18 protein-coding genes are annotated in these 16,573 nt (G+C 64.7%); 9 read left to right on the forward strand and 9 right to left on the reverse strand.

Translation table 11 applies throughout. The annotated features are described in order from the left end of the window. Window positions 1–255: 255 nt before the first annotated feature. The 3 genes from ACFFWD_RS42405 to ACFFWD_RS42415 all read right to left on the reverse strand — a co-directional run bounded on the left by ACFFWD_RS42405 (window position 256) and on the right by ACFFWD_RS42415 (window position 1,191). The gene (locus ACFFWD_RS42405) at window positions 256–597 is read right to left on the reverse strand and encodes a cupin domain-containing protein (protein WP_376975965.1); all 342 of its coding nucleotides are present in this window, start codon (window positions 595–597) and stop codon (window positions 256–258) included. A 142-nt stretch (window positions 598–739) separates the two neighbouring features. Further along, on the reverse strand, window positions 740–949 hold the full coding sequence (locus ACFFWD_RS42410; RefSeq protein WP_376975367.1) for a DUF2934 domain-containing protein: 210 nt from the start codon (window positions 947–949) through the stop codon (window positions 740–742). A 68-nt stretch (window positions 950–1,017) separates the two neighbouring features. After that, window positions 1,018–1,191, reverse strand: a complete 174-nt coding sequence (locus ACFFWD_RS42415) for a hypothetical protein (RefSeq protein ID WP_376975368.1) — start codon at window positions 1,189–1,191, stop codon at window positions 1,018–1,020. A gap of 353 nt (window positions 1,192–1,544) precedes the next feature. On the opposite strand from ACFFWD_RS42415, the gene ACFFWD_RS42420 reads away from it, so the two are divergent. Beyond that, window positions 1,545–1,715, forward strand: a complete 171-nt coding sequence (locus tag ACFFWD_RS42420; protein WP_376975369.1) for a hypothetical protein — start codon at window positions 1,545–1,547, stop codon at window positions 1,713–1,715. Between the two features lie 112 nt (window positions 1,716–1,827). Here ACFFWD_RS42420 and gor read toward each other — a convergent pair whose 3' ends face one another. The 3 genes from gor to rpiA are packed head-to-tail and all read right to left on the reverse strand — an operon-like array spanning window position 1,828 to window position 4,526. Further along, window positions 1,828–3,213 (reverse strand): glutathione-disulfide reductase, encoded by a 1,386-nt coding sequence (gene gor / locus ACFFWD_RS42425; protein WP_376975370.1) that lies wholly within the window; start codon window positions 3,211–3,213, stop codon window positions 1,828–1,830. A 57-nt stretch (window positions 3,214–3,270) separates the two neighbouring features. Next, window positions 3,271–3,804 (reverse strand): DUF2059 domain-containing protein, encoded by a 534-nt coding sequence (locus ACFFWD_RS42430; protein WP_376975371.1) that lies wholly within the window; start codon window positions 3,802–3,804, stop codon window positions 3,271–3,273. Window positions 3,805–3,827: 23 nt separating this feature from the next. After that, complete coding sequence (gene rpiA, locus ACFFWD_RS42435) at window positions 3,828–4,526, reverse strand: ribose-5-phosphate isomerase RpiA (RefSeq protein ID WP_376975372.1); 699 nt, start codon at window positions 4,524–4,526, stop codon at window positions 3,828–3,830. Between the two features lie 203 nt (window positions 4,527–4,729). Between rpiA and ACFFWD_RS42440 the strand changes: the two genes are divergently transcribed. From ACFFWD_RS42440 to ACFFWD_RS42460, 5 genes are all read left to right on the forward strand, one after another. Further along, window positions 4,730–5,410 (forward strand): HAD hydrolase-like protein, encoded by a 681-nt coding sequence (locus ACFFWD_RS42440; protein ID WP_376975373.1) that lies wholly within the window; start codon window positions 4,730–4,732, stop codon window positions 5,408–5,410. Between the two features lie 164 nt (window positions 5,411–5,574). Further along, window positions 5,575–6,063: a hypothetical protein gene (locus ACFFWD_RS42445; RefSeq protein WP_376975374.1), complete on the forward strand. Its 489-nt coding sequence runs from the start codon at window positions 5,575–5,577 to the stop codon at window positions 6,061–6,063. A 256-nt stretch (window positions 6,064–6,319) separates the two neighbouring features. Continuing rightward, window positions 6,320–7,354 (forward strand): GTP 3',8-cyclase MoaA, encoded by a 1,035-nt coding sequence (gene moaA, locus ACFFWD_RS42450; RefSeq protein WP_376975375.1) that lies wholly within the window; start codon window positions 6,320–6,322, stop codon window positions 7,352–7,354. Window positions 7,355–7,673: 319 nt separating this feature from the next. Next, complete coding sequence (locus ACFFWD_RS42455) at window positions 7,674–8,213, forward strand: TRAP transporter small permease subunit (RefSeq protein ID WP_376975376.1); 540 nt, start codon at window positions 7,674–7,676, stop codon at window positions 8,211–8,213. Beyond that, the gene (locus ACFFWD_RS42460; protein WP_376975377.1) at window positions 8,210–9,811 is read left to right on the forward strand and encodes a TRAP transporter large permease; all 1,602 of its coding nucleotides are present in this window, start codon (window positions 8,210–8,212) and stop codon (window positions 9,809–9,811) included. Before ACFFWD_RS42455 ends, ACFFWD_RS42460 begins: the two co-directional genes overlap by 4 nt. A gap of 113 nt (window positions 9,812–9,924) precedes the next feature. Here ACFFWD_RS42460 and ACFFWD_RS42465 read toward each other — a convergent pair whose 3' ends face one another. Then, window positions 9,925–10,758, reverse strand: a complete 834-nt coding sequence (locus tag ACFFWD_RS42465; protein ID WP_376975378.1) for a hormone-sensitive lipase — start codon at window positions 10,756–10,758, stop codon at window positions 9,925–9,927. Between the two features lie 177 nt (window positions 10,759–10,935). Between ACFFWD_RS42465 and kynU the strand changes: the two genes are divergently transcribed. The 3 genes from kynU (at window position 10,936) to ACFFWD_RS42480 (ending at window position 14,454) form a co-directional block, all read left to right on the forward strand. Continuing rightward, entirely contained in the window at window positions 10,936–12,129 is a 1,194-nt protein-coding gene (gene kynU, locus ACFFWD_RS42470) for a kynureninase (protein WP_376975379.1), read from the forward strand. After that, window positions 12,126–12,965, forward strand: a complete 840-nt coding sequence (gene kynA / locus ACFFWD_RS42475) for a tryptophan 2,3-dioxygenase (protein WP_376975380.1) — start codon at window positions 12,126–12,128, stop codon at window positions 12,963–12,965. The genes kynU and kynA overlap by 4 nt, the downstream gene beginning before the upstream one ends. Window positions 12,966–13,176: 211 nt before the next feature. After that, a complete protein-coding gene (locus tag ACFFWD_RS42480) occupies window positions 13,177–14,454 on the forward strand; it encodes a M20/M25/M40 family metallo-hydrolase (RefSeq protein WP_376975381.1) in 1,278 nt (425 codons plus the stop codon). 34 nt (window positions 14,455–14,488) lie between these two features. Here ACFFWD_RS42480 and ACFFWD_RS42485 read toward each other — a convergent pair whose 3' ends face one another. Continuing rightward, entirely contained in the window at window positions 14,489–15,808 is a 1,320-nt protein-coding gene (locus tag ACFFWD_RS42485) for a sensor histidine kinase (RefSeq protein WP_376975382.1), read from the reverse strand. A gap of 1 nt (window position 15,809) precedes the next feature. After that, the gene (locus ACFFWD_RS42490; RefSeq protein ID WP_376975383.1) at window positions 15,810–16,484 is read right to left on the reverse strand and encodes a response regulator; all 675 of its coding nucleotides are present in this window, start codon (window positions 16,482–16,484) and stop codon (window positions 15,810–15,812) included. Window positions 16,485–16,573 lie beyond the last annotated feature (89 nt).

A 16,573-nucleotide genomic window follows, 5' to 3' on the forward strand; every position in this document is an offset into this window, starting at 1 on the left:
TGCCTTGCTCACGGTCGCTATTGAATTGCTATGAGCGGGTGGACCCTTGCTTGTCCCACTTCGCCGCTACGAGTGTCCTAACTAGGACAGCACCCAGCCCCTGAAACCGGCAACCTACCTGCTGCGTACCTCACTACAACTCGGCGGATCGAAAATCAGCGCTTACTTGACGGCTCCGGCACTGTCCGTCCCAATCCAATGCTGGAGCCGCTTTTTTTTAAGTCGATCGGCGCGGCAAACAAACGGCCCTAGGCATCACACCACCTTGCGCGGCGCCGCGGTTTCGGCGTTGCCGGCGTTCGGGGTGCCGGTCGGCTCGATCAGCAACAGATGCACCTCCTCCCGTGCGGTGGGACGATGCTCGACGCCTTTCGGGACGACGTACATCTGGCCCGGCCCCAGCGTGACGGTGCGGTCGCGAAGCTGGATATCGAGCACGCCTTTCAGGACGAGAAAGAAGTCGTCCGTATCATCATGCTTGTGCCAAACGAACTCGCCTATCACCTTCACGACCATGACGTCGCAGGCGTTGAATTGCGCCACCGTGCGCGGTGACCAGTGATCGGAGAAGGTGGAGAGTTTCTGCGAAAGATCGATCGGGTCGCTGTCGTCAGGTCGTTCATGGGGCCTCCGAGGTCGTGGCTCGCAGGCGCGTTAGCACAGCTCTCGTCGCTTGTCGCAAGGCTCCCACGCGGCCCGAGGCGCGCCCGGCACGATGTTCCGGCGTACCGGATTTGGCCTAGTGCCGTGCGTGGAGCGTGGTTTTCGTGGGCCGCGCTGTCCTGGCGGAGGATGCCTCCCCGTTGTGGGCCCGCTCCAGCAGCAGCTCCTTTTCGGCCTGATACCAAAGACGATCCAGCTTGCCCCGGGGTTCGCCGGCGTTCTTCCAGAGTTCGTAGGCTCGGGTGCGGATCGCCTCCTCGGTCAGACCATGCATTTTCCCAGCCATTTTCTGGCTCCTTCGTTTCCTGCCCGACAGCCGGTCAACCGCCGGGTCGACGTAAGGTTCCCGCGGCTCTATTGCTCCGTCGCCTGCTTGCTTGGACTCGTGATCTGAAGATTGGCCGGCGTCACCGGCGTGGCGCGGCGTTCAGGGGATTCGTAGCGCGCGGCAAGGTCGAGAAGGCGGCGCTTGATGAAGGGATCGGCGCGCGACGCCAGATCACGCACCATCTTCGCGCGCTGTTTCATGAATTGCTCGTCCAACATCGCAGACCTCGGCACGGCAAAACGGAACGACTGATCTTAACCCAGAAGGCGGAAAATGCATGGGGTGAGTTCGGGCCGGCCTGCACGCAACTCCCTCAGGCAGGGAACCAGAGGGGAACCCACCAGAAAGGCCCCAGCGCCGGGGGCTGACATGGAGCTGGGGCCTCTCGGGCCCGGCGTGAACGCATTACGCAGCCAAGCTCAGCCACCCTAGGTCAGATTGGCCGGGATACGCACAGCTCATCGGAGGTATGTTGCTAACCCGAATGGGTGATGGGTGCGTCCCGCTCGATTGGCTAACCTGCGAGAATCCTCACGGGACGGAGGGTGCGCCAATGGAACTGTTCGAGGCCGCGAAAGTCGCCGAATTCCACAGCGCGTCTGAGCGGCGATGCCGGTTCTGCAATCAACATCTCGAACTGGTGCGAACGATCGTGGACACCGCCAGCGGCGAGCTCATCCACATGTTCGAGTGCGAGTGCGGCGAGCGGGTCTGGGACGACTAAAGCGCGATGAGATTTGGATGAATCATCGCGCTTTAGCTCCTTGTTTGAGCGTGATCTTTTCGGAAAACCGCTTCGCAGTTTTCCGGATCATGCTCTAGCCAGCAGCGCCCCCCTACTCCGCCGCCTGGCGCACGTGGCGCACTGTCGGCGTACGCATGGTCACGAGCTCTTCGGCCGCCGTCGGGTGCAGTGCAACCGTCGCGTCGAAGTCGGCCTTGGTCGCCTTCAGCTTCACGGCGATCGCGACCGCCTGGATGATCTCGGCGGCGGCATCGCCGACGATGTGGCAGCCGAGCACGCGGTCGCTCAACCCGTCGACGACGAGCTTCATCAGCACGCGGGTATCGCGGCCGGACATCGTCGCCTTGATCGGGCGGAAGTCGGCCTTGTAGATGTCGACGTGGGAAAACCGCGCGCGCGCCTCTGCTTCCGTGAGGCCGACCGTGCCGATCTCCGGCTGCGAGAATACCGCGGTCGGGATCGTCGCGTGGTCGACCTCGACGGGGCGCTTGCCGAACACGGTGTCGGCGAAGGCGTGGCCCTCCCGGATCGCGACCGGGGTCAGGTTGACGCGATGGGTGACGTCGCCGATCGCGTAGATGTTCGGCACCGACGTCTTCGACCAGCCGTCGACCTGGATGCCGCCATTGGCGGGATTGATGGCGACGCCCGCGGCCTCGAGCCCGAGATTGGCGACGTTGGGATGCCGGCCGATCGCGAACATCACCTGGTCGGAGGCGATGCTCGATCCATTCGACAAATGCGTGGTGAAGTCCTTGCCGTGCCTGTCGATCTTCGCAACCGTGCAGCCGGTGATGATGGTGATGCCGCGCTTTTCCATCTCGGCGCGCGCATGTATCCGCACGTCCTCGTCGAAACCGCGCAGGATGTTGTCGCCGCGGTAGATCACCGTTACGTCGGAGCCGTAGCCGGCGAAGATGCAGGCGAATTCCAGCGCGATGTAGCCGCCGCCCTGGATCACGATGCGCTTCGGCAGTTCCTTGAGGTGAAACGCCTCGTTGGAGGAGATCACGTGCTCGATGCCGGGAATGGCGGGCCCATGATTGGGCGCGCCGCCGGTCGCGACCAGGACGTACTTCGCGGTGACCGTCTCGCCGGTCGCGAGCCTTAACGTGTGCGCGTCCTCCAGCACCGCGCGGGTCTTGACGACCTTCGCGCCGGATTTCTCGACATTGGTGGTGTAGATGCCCTCGAGCCGGCCGATCTCCTTGTCCTTGTTGGCGACCAGCGTCGCCCAGTCGAAGGAGACCTGCGGGATGGTCCAGCCGAAGCCGGCGGCGTCCTCGATTTCGTCGTGGACGTGGCTGCCGATCACGAACAGCTTCTTCGGCACGCAGCCGCGGATCACGCAGGTGCCGCCCATCCGGTACTCTTCGGCGACCATGACCCTGGCGCCATAGCCGGCGGCGATGCGGGCGGCACGAACCCCGCCCGAACCGCCACCGATGACAAACAGGTCGACGTCAAACTCAGCCATGGTAGTCCCTATCTCTTCTCCCTCGCCCCGCAAGCAGGGCGAGGTGACAAGGCGCGATCAGAGCTCCTTGCCGCGCTTCTTCATCTCGGCCCGGAACTGGGTGTTGACGATCTCGCCGAACTGCGCCGCCCATTGCTGCATATATTGCAGCGACATCGCGATCGCCTTGGGCTCGGAGACCAAAAGCTTCTGGCCGAGCGGCGACTTGTAGAACACCACGAGGTCCTTCAGCTCCTGCTCAGTGAACTCGCCGGCATAGACCTGCGCCATGCCCTCGCCGATCTCCTTCTCGCGGCCGGCGAGATTCTTGGCGACGATCACCGCGACCTCGTCGAGGTCCTTCTGATAGTTGAGGTATTGCTGCAAGAGACCGGTCTTGGTCTTCTCGACGATGCCGGTGACGGCGTTGGCGTACATCGCCTGCACGTTCTTCATGCCGAGGATCTCCTTGGCGGCGGCGACCGCTGCGGGAGACGACTGCTTGGCCGCGGGCGCTGCCGGTTGCTGCTGCTGCGCGGCGGCCGGCGCTATAGCCAGCGCCAGTCCGGCCGCAAGGGTCGCAGCCGACAAAAGTCCCGAAAAACGCTTCATTCCCAGTCTCCTCGATTGCGGCGTCATCGCCGTTCAACAACCCGAATTCCTTGTGCGCCGGCGAGCACAGCGCTACTGCCAAGCCCGATGAACAGGCCATGTTCAACCACGCCCGGAATCACGCTGAGCAAGCCGGCCAGGCGCGGCGGATCGCCGATCCGGCCAAGATGGGCATCGACGATCCAGTGGCCGCCATCGGTGACGAAAACGTGACCGTCCTTGCCCTTCCGGACCACCATCTGTCCGGCCACGCCGGCCGCCTTGAAGGCCCGCGCCATCGCGGCCTGCGTCGCTGCGAGCCCGAACGGGATCACCTCCACCGGCAGCGGAAAGCGGCCGAGCACATCGACCCATTTGCTCTCGTCGGCGATCACGATCATGCGATCGCTGGCGGCTGCGACGATCTTCTCGCGCAGCAGCGCGCCGCCGCCGCCCTTGATCAGATTGAGCGCGGGGTCGATCTCGTCGGCGCCGTCGATGGTGAGGTCGAGATGGTCGATCTCATCGAGCGTGGTCAGCGGCACGCCGCAACGGATCGCATCCGCCCGGGTCGCCGCCGAGGTCGGCACGCCCACGACCTTCATGCCTGATCGGACCTTGTCGCCGAGCAGCTCGACGAAATGCTTGGCGGTCGAGCCGGTGCCGAGCCCGAGCTTCATGCCGTCGCGCACCTCTTCGAGCGCGCGCGCCGCCGCCTGGCGTTTCAGTGCATCCATGTCCACGGCCGACCAGCCCTCTCGTTTGCGCTCATCCCGGGCAAGCCATCGGCCCGCCCGGCGGGCGCATATCTAGCGTCGTTTTGCCCGCAGGAACAGCGCCATAAGCGGCCCGTCCAAGGCCGATTTTCGGTCGAGACGGCGTCCACCGCGGCCGGATCCGCATCTTCTCTTGCATCGCAGCGTCGCAGCCGATAGCGAAAGGGGCGATGGTCTCCTCCTCTCCCCGCATCGTCGTGTTCGATCTGGACGGCACGCTGGTCGACACCGCGCCCGATCTGATCAACGCGCTGAACTTCGTGCTGGACCGCGAAGGCCTGCCGCCGGTGCCGCTGGCGTCAGCGCGCAGCATGATCGGCGCCGGCGCGCGCAAGCTGATCGAGCGCGGGCTGGAGGTGGAAGGACGCGCGGTCAGTGTTGCCGATCTCGACCGCCTGACCCGGGATTTCGTCGATTATTACGCGGACCATATCGCCGACGGTTCGCGCCCGTTCGAGGGGCTGGAAGCTGCGCTGGATGTGCTCGAGGCGCAGGGCCACCGGTTTGCGGTCTGCACCAACAAGCTGGAATGGCTCTCGAAGCTCCTGCTCGACCGGCTGGGCTTGAGCCCGCGCTTCGCCGCGATCTGCGGGCCGGACACCTTTGGCGTCGCGAAACCCGATCCGGCGTTCCTGCGCGAGACGGTCGCCCGCGCCGGCGGCAAGCTTCCCGGCGCGATCATGGTCGGCGACGCCGGCCCTGATGTCGGCGTGGCCCGACGCGCCCAGGTTCCCGTGATCGGGGTCGATTTCGGCTATACCGACGTGCCGATGGCGGAACTCAAGCCGGACCGGCTGATCAGCCATATGCGCGATCTGCCCGACGCCGTCGCGAGCCTCGGAAGGGCCTGAGGTTAAAGACGCAAGCAATTGATATTGCTTGAACAAATCTTGCCATGCGTTTTTGCCATTAACCATCCTTTAACGAACAGGGCGTGCGCTGTTGCGCCCCTGTTCTGACGCTCTTATGGTCGCCCACGGGGATTGTGGCTGATAGCCGCAGTAGAGTGTGGATCATGCAACGTATCATCGCGATTGCGGTCGCCGGACTGAGTCTGGGCGGCTGCTCCTCCTTGTCGTGGGACTCCTTCAAGCCAACGCCGCAGCCAATACAGGTACAGCTGGAATCCGTCCCGCCGGGCGCCGATGCCGTGACCTCGCTCGGGCCGGGCTGCAAGACGCCCTGCTCGGTGTCGGTGCCTGCGCCTGAGACCGGCTTCTCAGTTACCTTCAACATGCCGAAGTTCCAGCCGGCGACGGTGCCCGTGACGGTCACCCGCACACCTGGCGACTTCACCTCGCCCGCCACGACCGTGCTCGACCCGAGTCCGGTGGTTGCGGAGCTCAAGCCGGCCGGCCCACCGCCGCGGGCCAAGCCAATGCGGCCGAAGAAGAAGAAGCCGAAGCCCGCCGCGGCGCCTGCCGCCGGCGCGGCCTTCCCCGACCCGAACGCGGCTCCGCCACCTGCCGCGGCACCGCCGCCGGCCGCCGCGCCATCGCGCTGATCTGAGATTGCACTGCACAAGAGCCCGGCCCGGCGCCGGGCTCTTCGCTTTTCGCGCGTCGCCCATCATGCCGCTTGCCTATCGCGCGATCGCGTTTTGGCATGTTGCGGATCATCCTTACGGACGCATTGTGGCCGCGCGCCAAGGTGCCTAGATTGTGCTAAAGGGATTTGTCGTCCCGATGTCGCGGCTCCGCCGAACAAGGCATGAATGCACGGAACGCGCTGCGGGGACCGCAGCGCAAGGCACGAGTTGAATGAGCGGATCCACGCAAGCGCTGTCGCAATCCCTGCTCCGTCCGATGACCGACCCGTTCGGGCGGACGATCCGCTATTTGCGCGTTTCGGTCACCGACCGCTGCGACCTGCGCTGCTTCTACTGCATGTCTGAGGACATGACCTTCCTGCCGAAGGCCGATCTCTTGACGCTGGAAGAGCTCGACCGCCTCTGCACGGCCTTCGTCGCCAAGGGCGTGCGCAAGATTCGCCTCACCGGCGGCGAACCGCTGGTCCGACGCAACGTGATGGGCCTGGTGCGCTCGCTGTCGCGCCATCTTGCGAGCAGCGCGCTCGATGAGCTGACGCTGACGACGAACGGCTCGCAGCTCGCGCGTTTCGCGCAAGAGCTCGCCGATTGCGGCGTGCGCCGCGTCAACGTCTCGCTCGATACGCTGGATGCGGCGAAATTCCGCGCCATCACCCGCTGGGGCGACATCGACAAGGTGCTGTCGGGCATCGAGGCCGCGCGCGCCGCAGGGCTTGCGGTCAAGATCAATGCGGTTGCGCTGAAGAACCTGAACGAGGACGAGATCCCCGCGCTGATGGAATGGGCGCATGGCAAGGGGATGGGCCTGACCCTGATCGAGGTGATGCCGATGGGTGACATCGGCGAAGGCCGGATCGACCAGTACATCCCGCTGTCGCTTCTGCGCGCGCGGCTCGAGAAGCACTACACGCTGACCGACCTCGACGACAACACCGGCGGCCCGGCCCGCTACGCCCGCGTCAGCGAGACCGGCGGCAAGCTCGGCTTCATCACGCCGATGACCCACAATTTCTGCGAATCCTGCAACCGGGTGCGGATCACCTGCACCGGCACGCTGCACACCTGCCTCGGCCACGAGGACGCCTCCGACCTGCGCAAACCGTTGCGGGCCTCGCCGGACAACGACCAGCTCGCGGCCGCGATCGACCGCGCCATTGGACTGAAGCCGAAGGGGCACGACTTCATCATCGACCGCCGCCACAACCGGCCGAGCGTCAGCCGCCACATGAGCGTGACCGGCGGCTGAGAGCCCGATTTATTCCCGGCCGCCGTCGAATTTTATCAAGCGTGGGCAAGTGTTTGCCGCCGCGTCAATTTGCCCATTTTCCGATTGACGGCGCCAAAGAGCGCTGAAATGGTGCGGCTGCTTTCACGCCAGCCGGCCGGATAGGCCGTTGCGTCCCGGGAACAGGCGCAGCCAAGAACGGCAGAAGCGATTTTCGGGGGAGGACGACCGTTGCAACTGCTCCTGAAAGTGAGGCGTGGCTCCGTGCGTATTGGCGCGGCGGCCTAGCGATGCTTGGAAAGATATTCGGCGCGCAGATGGCGCGGCCGCGGAGATCGTGATGCGTCCATTGTTGGCTCTCAGTCAGGCCATCGACCAACTCAACGAGAAGATCGGCTACGTCTGTAACCTGCTCGTGCTGATCTCCTGCCTGGTCAGCGCCGGCAACGCGATGATCCGCTACGCGTTCAGCTACTCGTCGAACGGCTGGCTCGAGGCGCAGTGGTACATGTTCGCCATCCTGGTGATGTTCGGCGCCTCCTACACCTTCAAGCGCAACGAGCATGTCCGCGTCGAGATCCTCTATCTGATGCTGTCCGAGCGCGGCCAGCTCTGGCTCGACCTGATCGGCACCCTGTTCTTCCTGATCCCGGCCTGCCTGCTGCTCGCCTACCTGTCCTGGCCGTTCTTCTACCAGGCCTATGCGGTCGGCGAGATGAGCGGCAATGCCGGCGGCCTGCTGCGCTGGCCGATCAAGTTCGTTATCCCGTCCGGCTTCGTGATGCTCGCGTTGCAAGGCGTCTCAGAGGTGATCAAGCGGATCGCCGCGCTGCAGGGCTACGTGACGATCGACGCGAAGTACGAGAGGCCGACCCAATGATTACGCTGGAGATGATGCCGCCTCTGATGTTCGGCGGCCTGGTTCTGGCCATGCTGATCGGCTATCCGGTGGCGTTTACGCTCGCCGCGGTCGGCCTGTCGTTCGGCTTCCTCGCGATCCATCTCGGCTTCTTCGACCTGAACTTCCTGCAGGCGATCCCGGGCCGCATCTTCGGCAGCGTGCTCTCCAACGAGCTGTTGCTCGCGATCCCGTTCTTCACCTTCATGGGCGCGATCCTGGAGCGATGCGGGCTGGCCGAGGACATGCTCGATTCGATGGGGCAATTGTTCGGCCCGATCCGCGGCGGCCTCGGCTATTCCGTCATCATCGTCGGCTTCATCCTCGGCGCGATCACCGGCACGGTGGCGGCGCAGGTCATCGCCATGGCGCTGATCTCGATGCCGGTGATGATCCGCTACGGCTACAACATCCGCTACATCACCGGCGTGCTCGCCGCCTCCGGCACCATCACCCAGCTGGTGCCGCCGTCGCTGGTCCTGATCGTGCTCGCCGACCAGCTCGGCAAGTCGGTCGGCGACATGTATCTCGGCGCCTGGGGCCCGTCGGTGTTCCAGATCCTCTTGTTCGCCGGCTACACCTTCCTGCTCGGCATATTCAAGCCGAGCCACGTGCCGGCGGTGCCGAAGGAAGCGCGCACGCTGACCGGCTGGGCGCTGTGGAAGAAATGCCTGCTCGGCATCATCCCCTCCGCCGTGCTGATCTTCGTCGTGCTCGGCACCATGATGATGGGCCTCGCCACCCCGACCGAAGCCGGCGCCATGGGCGCGGTCGGCGCGATGGTGCTGGCCGCCATCCATCACAAGGATTTCAGCTCGACCGGCCACAAGATCCTGATCGCAGGCGTCATCGCCGCCGGTATCGGCACCGTCGTCGCGATGCTCTTCAGCGAGAACCTCGTCTTCAAACTCGCCTATGCGATCACCTATCTCGCGATCGTCTGGATCTGCATCGAGGCGGTGCGGATCCCGGACCTGCGCGACCTGATCAAGCAGGGCTACGAGACCACCATGCGCATCACCTGCATGGTCACCTTCATCCTGATCGGCTCGACCTGCTTCTCGGTGGTGTTCCTCGGCGTCTCCGGCGGCGTGTGGCTGGAGCACCTCCTGACCTCGCTGCCGGGCGGCGTCTGGGGCTTCCTGATCTTCATCAACATCTTCATCTTCTTCCTGGCGTTCTTCCTCGACTTCTTCGAGATCGCCTTCATCATCCTGCCGATGATCGCGCCGATCGCGCAGAAGATCCTGGCCCCCGTGGTCGGCCCCGACGCCGCGCTGATCTGGTTCGGCGTCATGCTCTGCGTCAACATGCAGACCTCGTTCCTGCATCCGCCGTTCGGCTTTGCGCTGTTCTATCTGCGCGGCGTGGCGCCGAAGGAAGTGAAGAGCTCGGACATCTATTGGGGCGCGATGCCCTGGATCGGGCTGCAAGCGATCATGGTGATCCTCGTGATCATGTTCCCGATCACGGTCACCGGCCTGCTCGACAAGCCGCTCGATGTCGACCTCAACAAGGTCAAGATCGAGGTGCCGCAGATCGAGCTGCCGCCGCTCGATTTCGGCCAGCCGAAGCAGTAGCGCCTTCGCTTCTTCAGAAGGAAAAACCCCCGGGGCTTTCGCGCCGGGGTTTTCGCTGTTCTGGCAGTAGCGAGCCGGGTCGGCCTTGACGCGCTCGGAGCGACCGCCGATGGCTAGGTGGCAGACAACAGCGCCCGGACCATCGGATGACGGTGATCGGCAAGACCGTCAATGACGTCGAAATGATGCCGGCCGGGTTCCTCGATGGTGCAGGTCCGCGCCCCGAGGCCGGTCCAGATGTTGGCCAGCAGGGCATTCTGACGGATGAATTCCGGACGTTCCGCACCGCCGACCCAGCAGGTCACCCGTGCCTCGGGCAATGGCTGCAGCAATGCCGGGCTTTCGGCCCATGCTTCCGCCTCATCAATCCTGAGATCGGCGTTCATGGCGGTCTTCATCAGCGGCCGCAGGTCATGGAGGCCGGAAATCGAGAGCGTGTGTTGGATCCGCGCCCGCACCTGATCCGACAGCGGCGACGTCGCCGAGATCATGCGCGTGACCAGATGGCCGCCCGCGGAGTGGCCCGTCAGAAATAGCGGCCCCTCGACCATCGAGGCGGCCCGCTCGACCGCGGCGCCGACCTCACGCGTGATGTCCGCGATGCGAACAGCAGGGCACAGCGTGTAGGACGGCATCGCCACCGCATAGCCGCTGTCGACGGACCCGCGCGCCAGGTTCGACCAGTAGCTCTTGTCGAGCGCGCGCCAGAAGCCACCATGGACAAACACGACCAGGCCCTGGGGCGAACCTTGCGGGAGGAACAGGTCAAACCGGTTCCGTGCGTTCTCGCCATAGCTGATGTCGAGCATGGCGCGGGCGCTGCCCTGAAGCTCATCACGATAGGCCTGGGCCGGCTGCACCCACGCCCCCGGCCAGCGTTCGCCGCCGGGTATGTTGGCGGCGTTAGCATAGGCATCATTCCAGTCGGAAACCTGATGGAAAATCATGGGCCGTTGTCCATTCGGGACCTGAGAGGTCAGCGCCGATAAATGCGACGCGGGTTGACGGAATCTAATAGCATGGACGCCCGAGACACAGCGGGAATGTATTTCATGCCTATAAATTTCAGGCTTGAAGTAAATGGCTCGCATGGCAGTATTTGCTGTTGCGCGTGAGGGAAACGGATGACCGATTTCAAACGAACGCAATCGCAGTTCAGCCTGCCGGATGGCGTGATCTATCTGGACGGCAATTCGCTGGGCCCGTTGCCCGTTGCGGTCTCGGAACGCGTCCACCGCATGATATCGGAAGAATGGGGAAAGCAGCTGATCCGTGGCTGGAACAGCGCCGGCTGGATGGTCCAGCCGCGCCGGATCGGCGACCGCATCGGCCGGCTGATCGGAGCGCCAGAGGGCACGGTGGTCGTCGGCGACACGCTCTCGATCAAGGTCTACCAGGCGCTGGCCTCCGCGCTCGAGCTCAACCCATCCCGGCGCGTGGTGTTGACCGACAACGGAAACTTTCCGTCCGATCTCTACATGGCCGAAGGTCTGCTCAGGACGCTCGACCGGGGATATCAGCTCAAGGTCGTCGCGCCTGAGGACGTCGAAGCCGCCATCGACGACACGATCGCTGCGACGATGCTGACCGAGGTCGACTACCGCACCGGCCGCCTTCACGACATGGCCGCCCTGACGCAGAAGGCGCACGGCGCCGGCGCCATCACGATCTGGGATCTGGCACATTCCGCGGGCGCGATGCCGGTCGATGTGCTGGGTGCGAAAGCGGATTTCGCGGTTGGCTGCACCTACAAATATCTCAATGCCGGCCCCGGCGCGCCGGCCTTCATCTATGTGGCGCCTGAGCATGCCGAGAACGCACGGCCGGCGCTGTCGGGGTGGATGGGACATCAGTCGCCGTTTGCGTTCGATCTCGACTACCGGCCCGGCTCGGGGATCGAGCGGATGCGGGTCGGAACGCCGCCGGTGATCGCAATGGCGGCGCTCGACGCCGCGCTCGATGTCTGGGACGGCGTCAGCATGAACGAGGTGCGTCAGGCGTCGATCGCGCTCGCCGAACTGTTCATCCGCGAAGTGGAGGCGCGCTGTCAGGAGCTGAAGCTGGCCTCGCCGCGCGACGGAAGCAAACGCGGCAGCCAGGTCTCGTTCCGTCACGACAATGGCTACGCGATCATGCAGGCACTGATCGCGCGCGGCGTGATCGGCGATTTCCGGGCGCCGGACGCGATGCGCTTCGGCTTCACGCCGCTCTACATCGGGGAAGCGGAGGTTCGCGCCGCGGTCGACGTGATCGCTGATGTCATCGCCAACCGACGGTGGGACAACGCCGAATATCGCAAGAAGGCCCTCGTGACATGACCGACAAACCCTACGACCCCTCCCAAGAGGGAGCCCAGATGTCGTTTGCAGGACGCATGTCTTACAGCGACTATCTGAATCTGGAACTTGTCCTGGGAGCCCAGAAGCCGCTCTCGGACGCGCATGACGAGCTGCTGTTCATCATCCAGCACCAAACGTCCGAACTCTGGATGAAGCTTGCGATTCACGAAATCCGCTCGGCGATCAGTGCCATTCGCCAGGATCAGCTTCAGTCCGCCTTCAAGATGCTATCGCGCATGGCGCGGATCTTCGAACAACTCAACAATGCCTGGGACGTGTTGCGGACGATGACGCCGAGCGAATACACCAAGTTTCGCGACCGGCTCGGACAGTCCTCCGGCTTTCAGTCGTACCAGTACCGGGCGATCGAATTCCTCGCCGGCAACCGCAACCCGGCGATGCTGCGTCCGCACGATCATCGCGGCGACATCGTCGCGAGGCTGGAGGAGATTCTTGCCGCACCCAGCCTCTACGACGAGGCCTTGCTTCTGCTCGGACGCAATGGCTTCGATATAGGCGAGGATGCGCATCGCACCGATTGGCGCGCGACGCGGAGCGAAAATGACAAGGTTCTGGCCGCCTGGAAGACGATCTACGCATCTCCCGGAACCTACTGGATGTTCTACGAACTGGCGGAGAAGCTGGTCGACTTCGAGGATTATTTCCGCCGCTGGCGCTTCAACCACGTCACCACGGTCGAGCGGATCATCGGCCTGAAGCAGGGTACCGGCGGCACCTCCGGCGTCTCCTATTTGCGCAGGATGCTCGACGTCGTGTTGTTCCCGGAGCTCTGGAAGGTGAGAACAGAGCTGTAGGATCCCCGGTGATTGTCTCGCGAAGCCCCTTTCCGAATCTCCACCCGGCGATCATGGTCGCGACCGTGATCGCTTTCCCGAACTGCCGCCGCTCGATTTCGGCCAGCCGAAGCAGTAGCGGCCGTCACCCTCCCCGTCATGCCCTGCGAAGGCGGGGCATGACAAGCAGACGGAAGACTGGATCATCCTCCAACCCCTGGACCGTTGCCCCATGCCCCAACCGCGCCCTGCTCCATCCTTCGTTCGCCCGTTGATCGCCTCGCTCTGGCTGGCATTCGCCGCCGTAGCGCATGCAGCGCCGGCGGCCGACATCCGCGCGCTGGCGCAGCAGGAGGAGCGGCCGCTGCTCGACACGCTGCGCGACCTCGTGCAGATCGAATCCGGCAGCAAGGACATCGAAGGGCTAAACCAGATCGCCGAGCGGATCGCCGGCCAGCTCAAGCAGCTCGGCGGCGCGGTGGAGATCCTGCAAGCCACCGACATCTATCGCCTGGACGACACTCCCGAGAAGATCGGCCCGGCCGTGCAGGCCGTCTTCAAGGGCACCGGCAGCGTGAAGATCATGCTGATCGCGCACATGGACACGGTGTACCTCAAGGGCATGCTGAAGGACCAACCGTTCCGCATCGATGGCGACAAGGCTTACGGGCTTGGCATTGCCGACGACAAGCAGGGCGTCGCCACCATCATCCATACGGTGGCCCTGCTGCAGAAGCTGAACGTCAAGGACTACGGCACGCTCACAGTGCTCATCAATGGCGACGAGGAGATCAGTTCGCCCGGCTGGCGCAGCACCATTACCCGCGTCGCCGCGGAGCAGGATGCCGTGTTCTCGTTTGAAGGCGGCAGCACGCTCCGCCTCGCCACCAGCGGCATCGGCTCGGCCTACCTCACGGTGCAGGGCAAGTCGTCGCATGCGGGCGCGAGGCCTGAAGGCGGCGTGAACGCACTCTATGAGCTGTCGCACCAGGTGCTGCAGATGAAGGATCTGTCCAAGGCCGAGCAGGGCCTGAAGCTGAACTGGACGGTTTCCAAGTCCGGCACCAATCGCAACGTGATCCCCGCCGAAGCCATGGCCCAGGCCGATGCGCGAGCGCTCAAGGTGTCGGATTTCGACGAGCTCGAGAAGGCGTTGCAAGACAAGATCAAGACCCACCTGCTCCCCGATTCCAAGGTGGACGTGAAATTCGAGCTGCGCCGCCCGCCGCTCGAAGCCAACGACGCTTCGCGCCGCGTGGCCGACCACGGCAAGACGATTTATCAGGAGCTGGGCATGTCGCTGAACGTGGCCGAGAGGGCCACGGGCGGCGGCACCGACGCCGCGTTCGCCGCGCTCAAGACGAAGGGCGCCGTGGTGGAAGGCATGGGCCTGTCGGGCTTCGGCGCGCACTCCAACGATGCCGAATACGTGCAGATCAACAGCATCGTGCCGCGCCTGTACCTGACCACGCACATGATCATGGACCTGTCCAACGGCAAGGTGAAATAAGCCGGCAGGCTCGCCGCACGGCGGGCGCGGCAGATCAGGAGGCCGCGGTCGCGAGGCGGAAGCTCAGGGTGAACTGGGCTCCGCCGTCAGGCAGGTTCTCCACCGCAACGGTTGCGGCGTGGTCGTCCGCCACCCCGCGCACGATCGAGAGCCCGAGCCCCGCCCCGTCGGCGCGCCGGCGATCGCCACGCCAGAAGCGCTGGAAGATCAGGCCCTGCTCGCCGGGCGGAATGCCGGGCCCGCAATCGCGCACCCGCACCGAACCGTCGTCGCGGACCTCGACGTCCACGGAGGTCTGCTCCGCGGTGTATTTGATGGCGTTCTCCGCCAGATTGAAGATCGCCCGCTGCAGCATCTCGGCGTTACCCCGGACCGGCACCGGATCGTCGGTGCCGCGCAGCGCGATGTCCTTGCGCCGCGCCAGCGCGTAGGGCGCGATCGAGCCGACCACCTCAGCGCACACCGCGCGCAGGTCGGCGGTCTCGGCGGGATCGAGCACCAGCGTGTCGAGCTCGGCGATCTCGAGCAGTTGGCTGACGATGCGGCCCATGCTCTCGATATCGGCATGGAGTTCGTCGGTGCCCTCGCCTGCCTTCAATGTCTCGATCCGCGTCCTTAGGATCGCTAGCGGCGTCCGAAGCTGATGCGCCGCGTCGGCGGTGAACTGCCGCTGCACCCGAAAGCCGTCCTCGAGCCGGTCGAAGGCCTGGTTGACGGCCGTCACCAGCGGCAGGATCTCGCTCGGTATCCCTTCCGTCGGCAGGCGGATGTCCGTGCGCGACGGCCCGATATTCCGCGCCTCCTCCGAGGCGCGCAGCAGCGGGCTCACGGCGCGGCGGAAGATCACGATGTCGGTGGCGAGCAGGATCAAGAGGATTGGGATCGTAATCCAGGCAACCCGCCGGAAGAAGTTGGCGACGATGTCGTCGATGATGACGTCGCGATGCGACAGGTCTTCGGCCACGTGGATGCGGAGCGTCTCGCCGCCGACGTCCCGGGTGACGCCCGCGCCGGCGATCGTGCCGGACAAGGTCTGCTTGGGCGGCTCGGCGCGATGCGATGAGAACAGCAGGCGGCCGTCGGCGTCGTAGATGTCGTAGCGATAGCGGCCGTAGGCCTCGGAATAGAGATCCTTCAGGCTGTCCGGCAAGTTGAGCACCGCCTTGCCGTCGGCGCCGACGACAAGCTTCTCGGCGAGCACGTCGGCCTGGTCGCGCATCGCCTCGCGATGCAGCTGGTCGATCTCCGAGTTCAGGAGCCACAGCAGCAGGAGCGGCAGGAAGATCGCGGCGACCGCGACGGCGACGATGTGCAGGAACACGATCCGCGACGTCAGCGACGTGAAACGGAACACGTTATTTCTCCTCGGCCATCAGATAGCCGACGCCGCGGATGGTGTGGATCATGACCTTGGCATGATGCTCGGCGAGCAGCTTGCGCAGCCGCGAGACGTAGACCTCGACGGCGTTGGAGGCGACCTCGCCCGACAGCCCGAAGATGTGGTCCTCGACGTTCTTCTTCGGCACCACCCGTCCCTGCCGCCGCAGCAATATCTCGAGCACCGAGGTCTCGCGCGCCGAGAAGATCCGGGGCTCGCCGTCGATGAAGACCTGGCGGCTTTCGGTATCGTAGACGAGATTGGCAAGATTGAGCGAGGAGCCGAGCAGCTGCCCGGGCCGGCGCAGGATCGCCTCCAGCCGCGCCACCAGCTCTTCCAGCGCGAACGGCTTCGCGAGGTAGTCGTCCGCGCCGCTGCGCAGGCCGTTGACCCGATCCTGCAGGCCGCTGCGCGCGGTCAACACCAGAACCGGCAGCGGGTCCATCTTGCGGCGCAGCTCCGACAGCACCGACATGCCGTCACCGTCGGGCAGACCGAGATCGAGGATCATCGCGGCATAATTGACGCTGCGCAGCGCGTCGCGCGCCTCGGCGACGCCGCCGACGATATCGGCCTCATATCCCGCCGCCATCAGCCCGGTGGCGATCAGGCGCGACAGTTCGGCATTGTCCTCGACGATCAGAAGGCGCATCTCATTCCACCTGGCATCACTCGCGGCCCGCCCCCTGCGATTGCCGCAAGCACCTGTGAAAATAGATAAATGCGCTCCCGCTGCAATCA

This window comes from Bradyrhizobium erythrophlei (genome assembly GCF_042430365.1).
In the GTDB taxonomy this organism is placed as follows: domain Bacteria; phylum Pseudomonadota; class Alphaproteobacteria; order Rhizobiales; family Xanthobacteraceae; genus Bradyrhizobium; species Bradyrhizobium erythrophlei.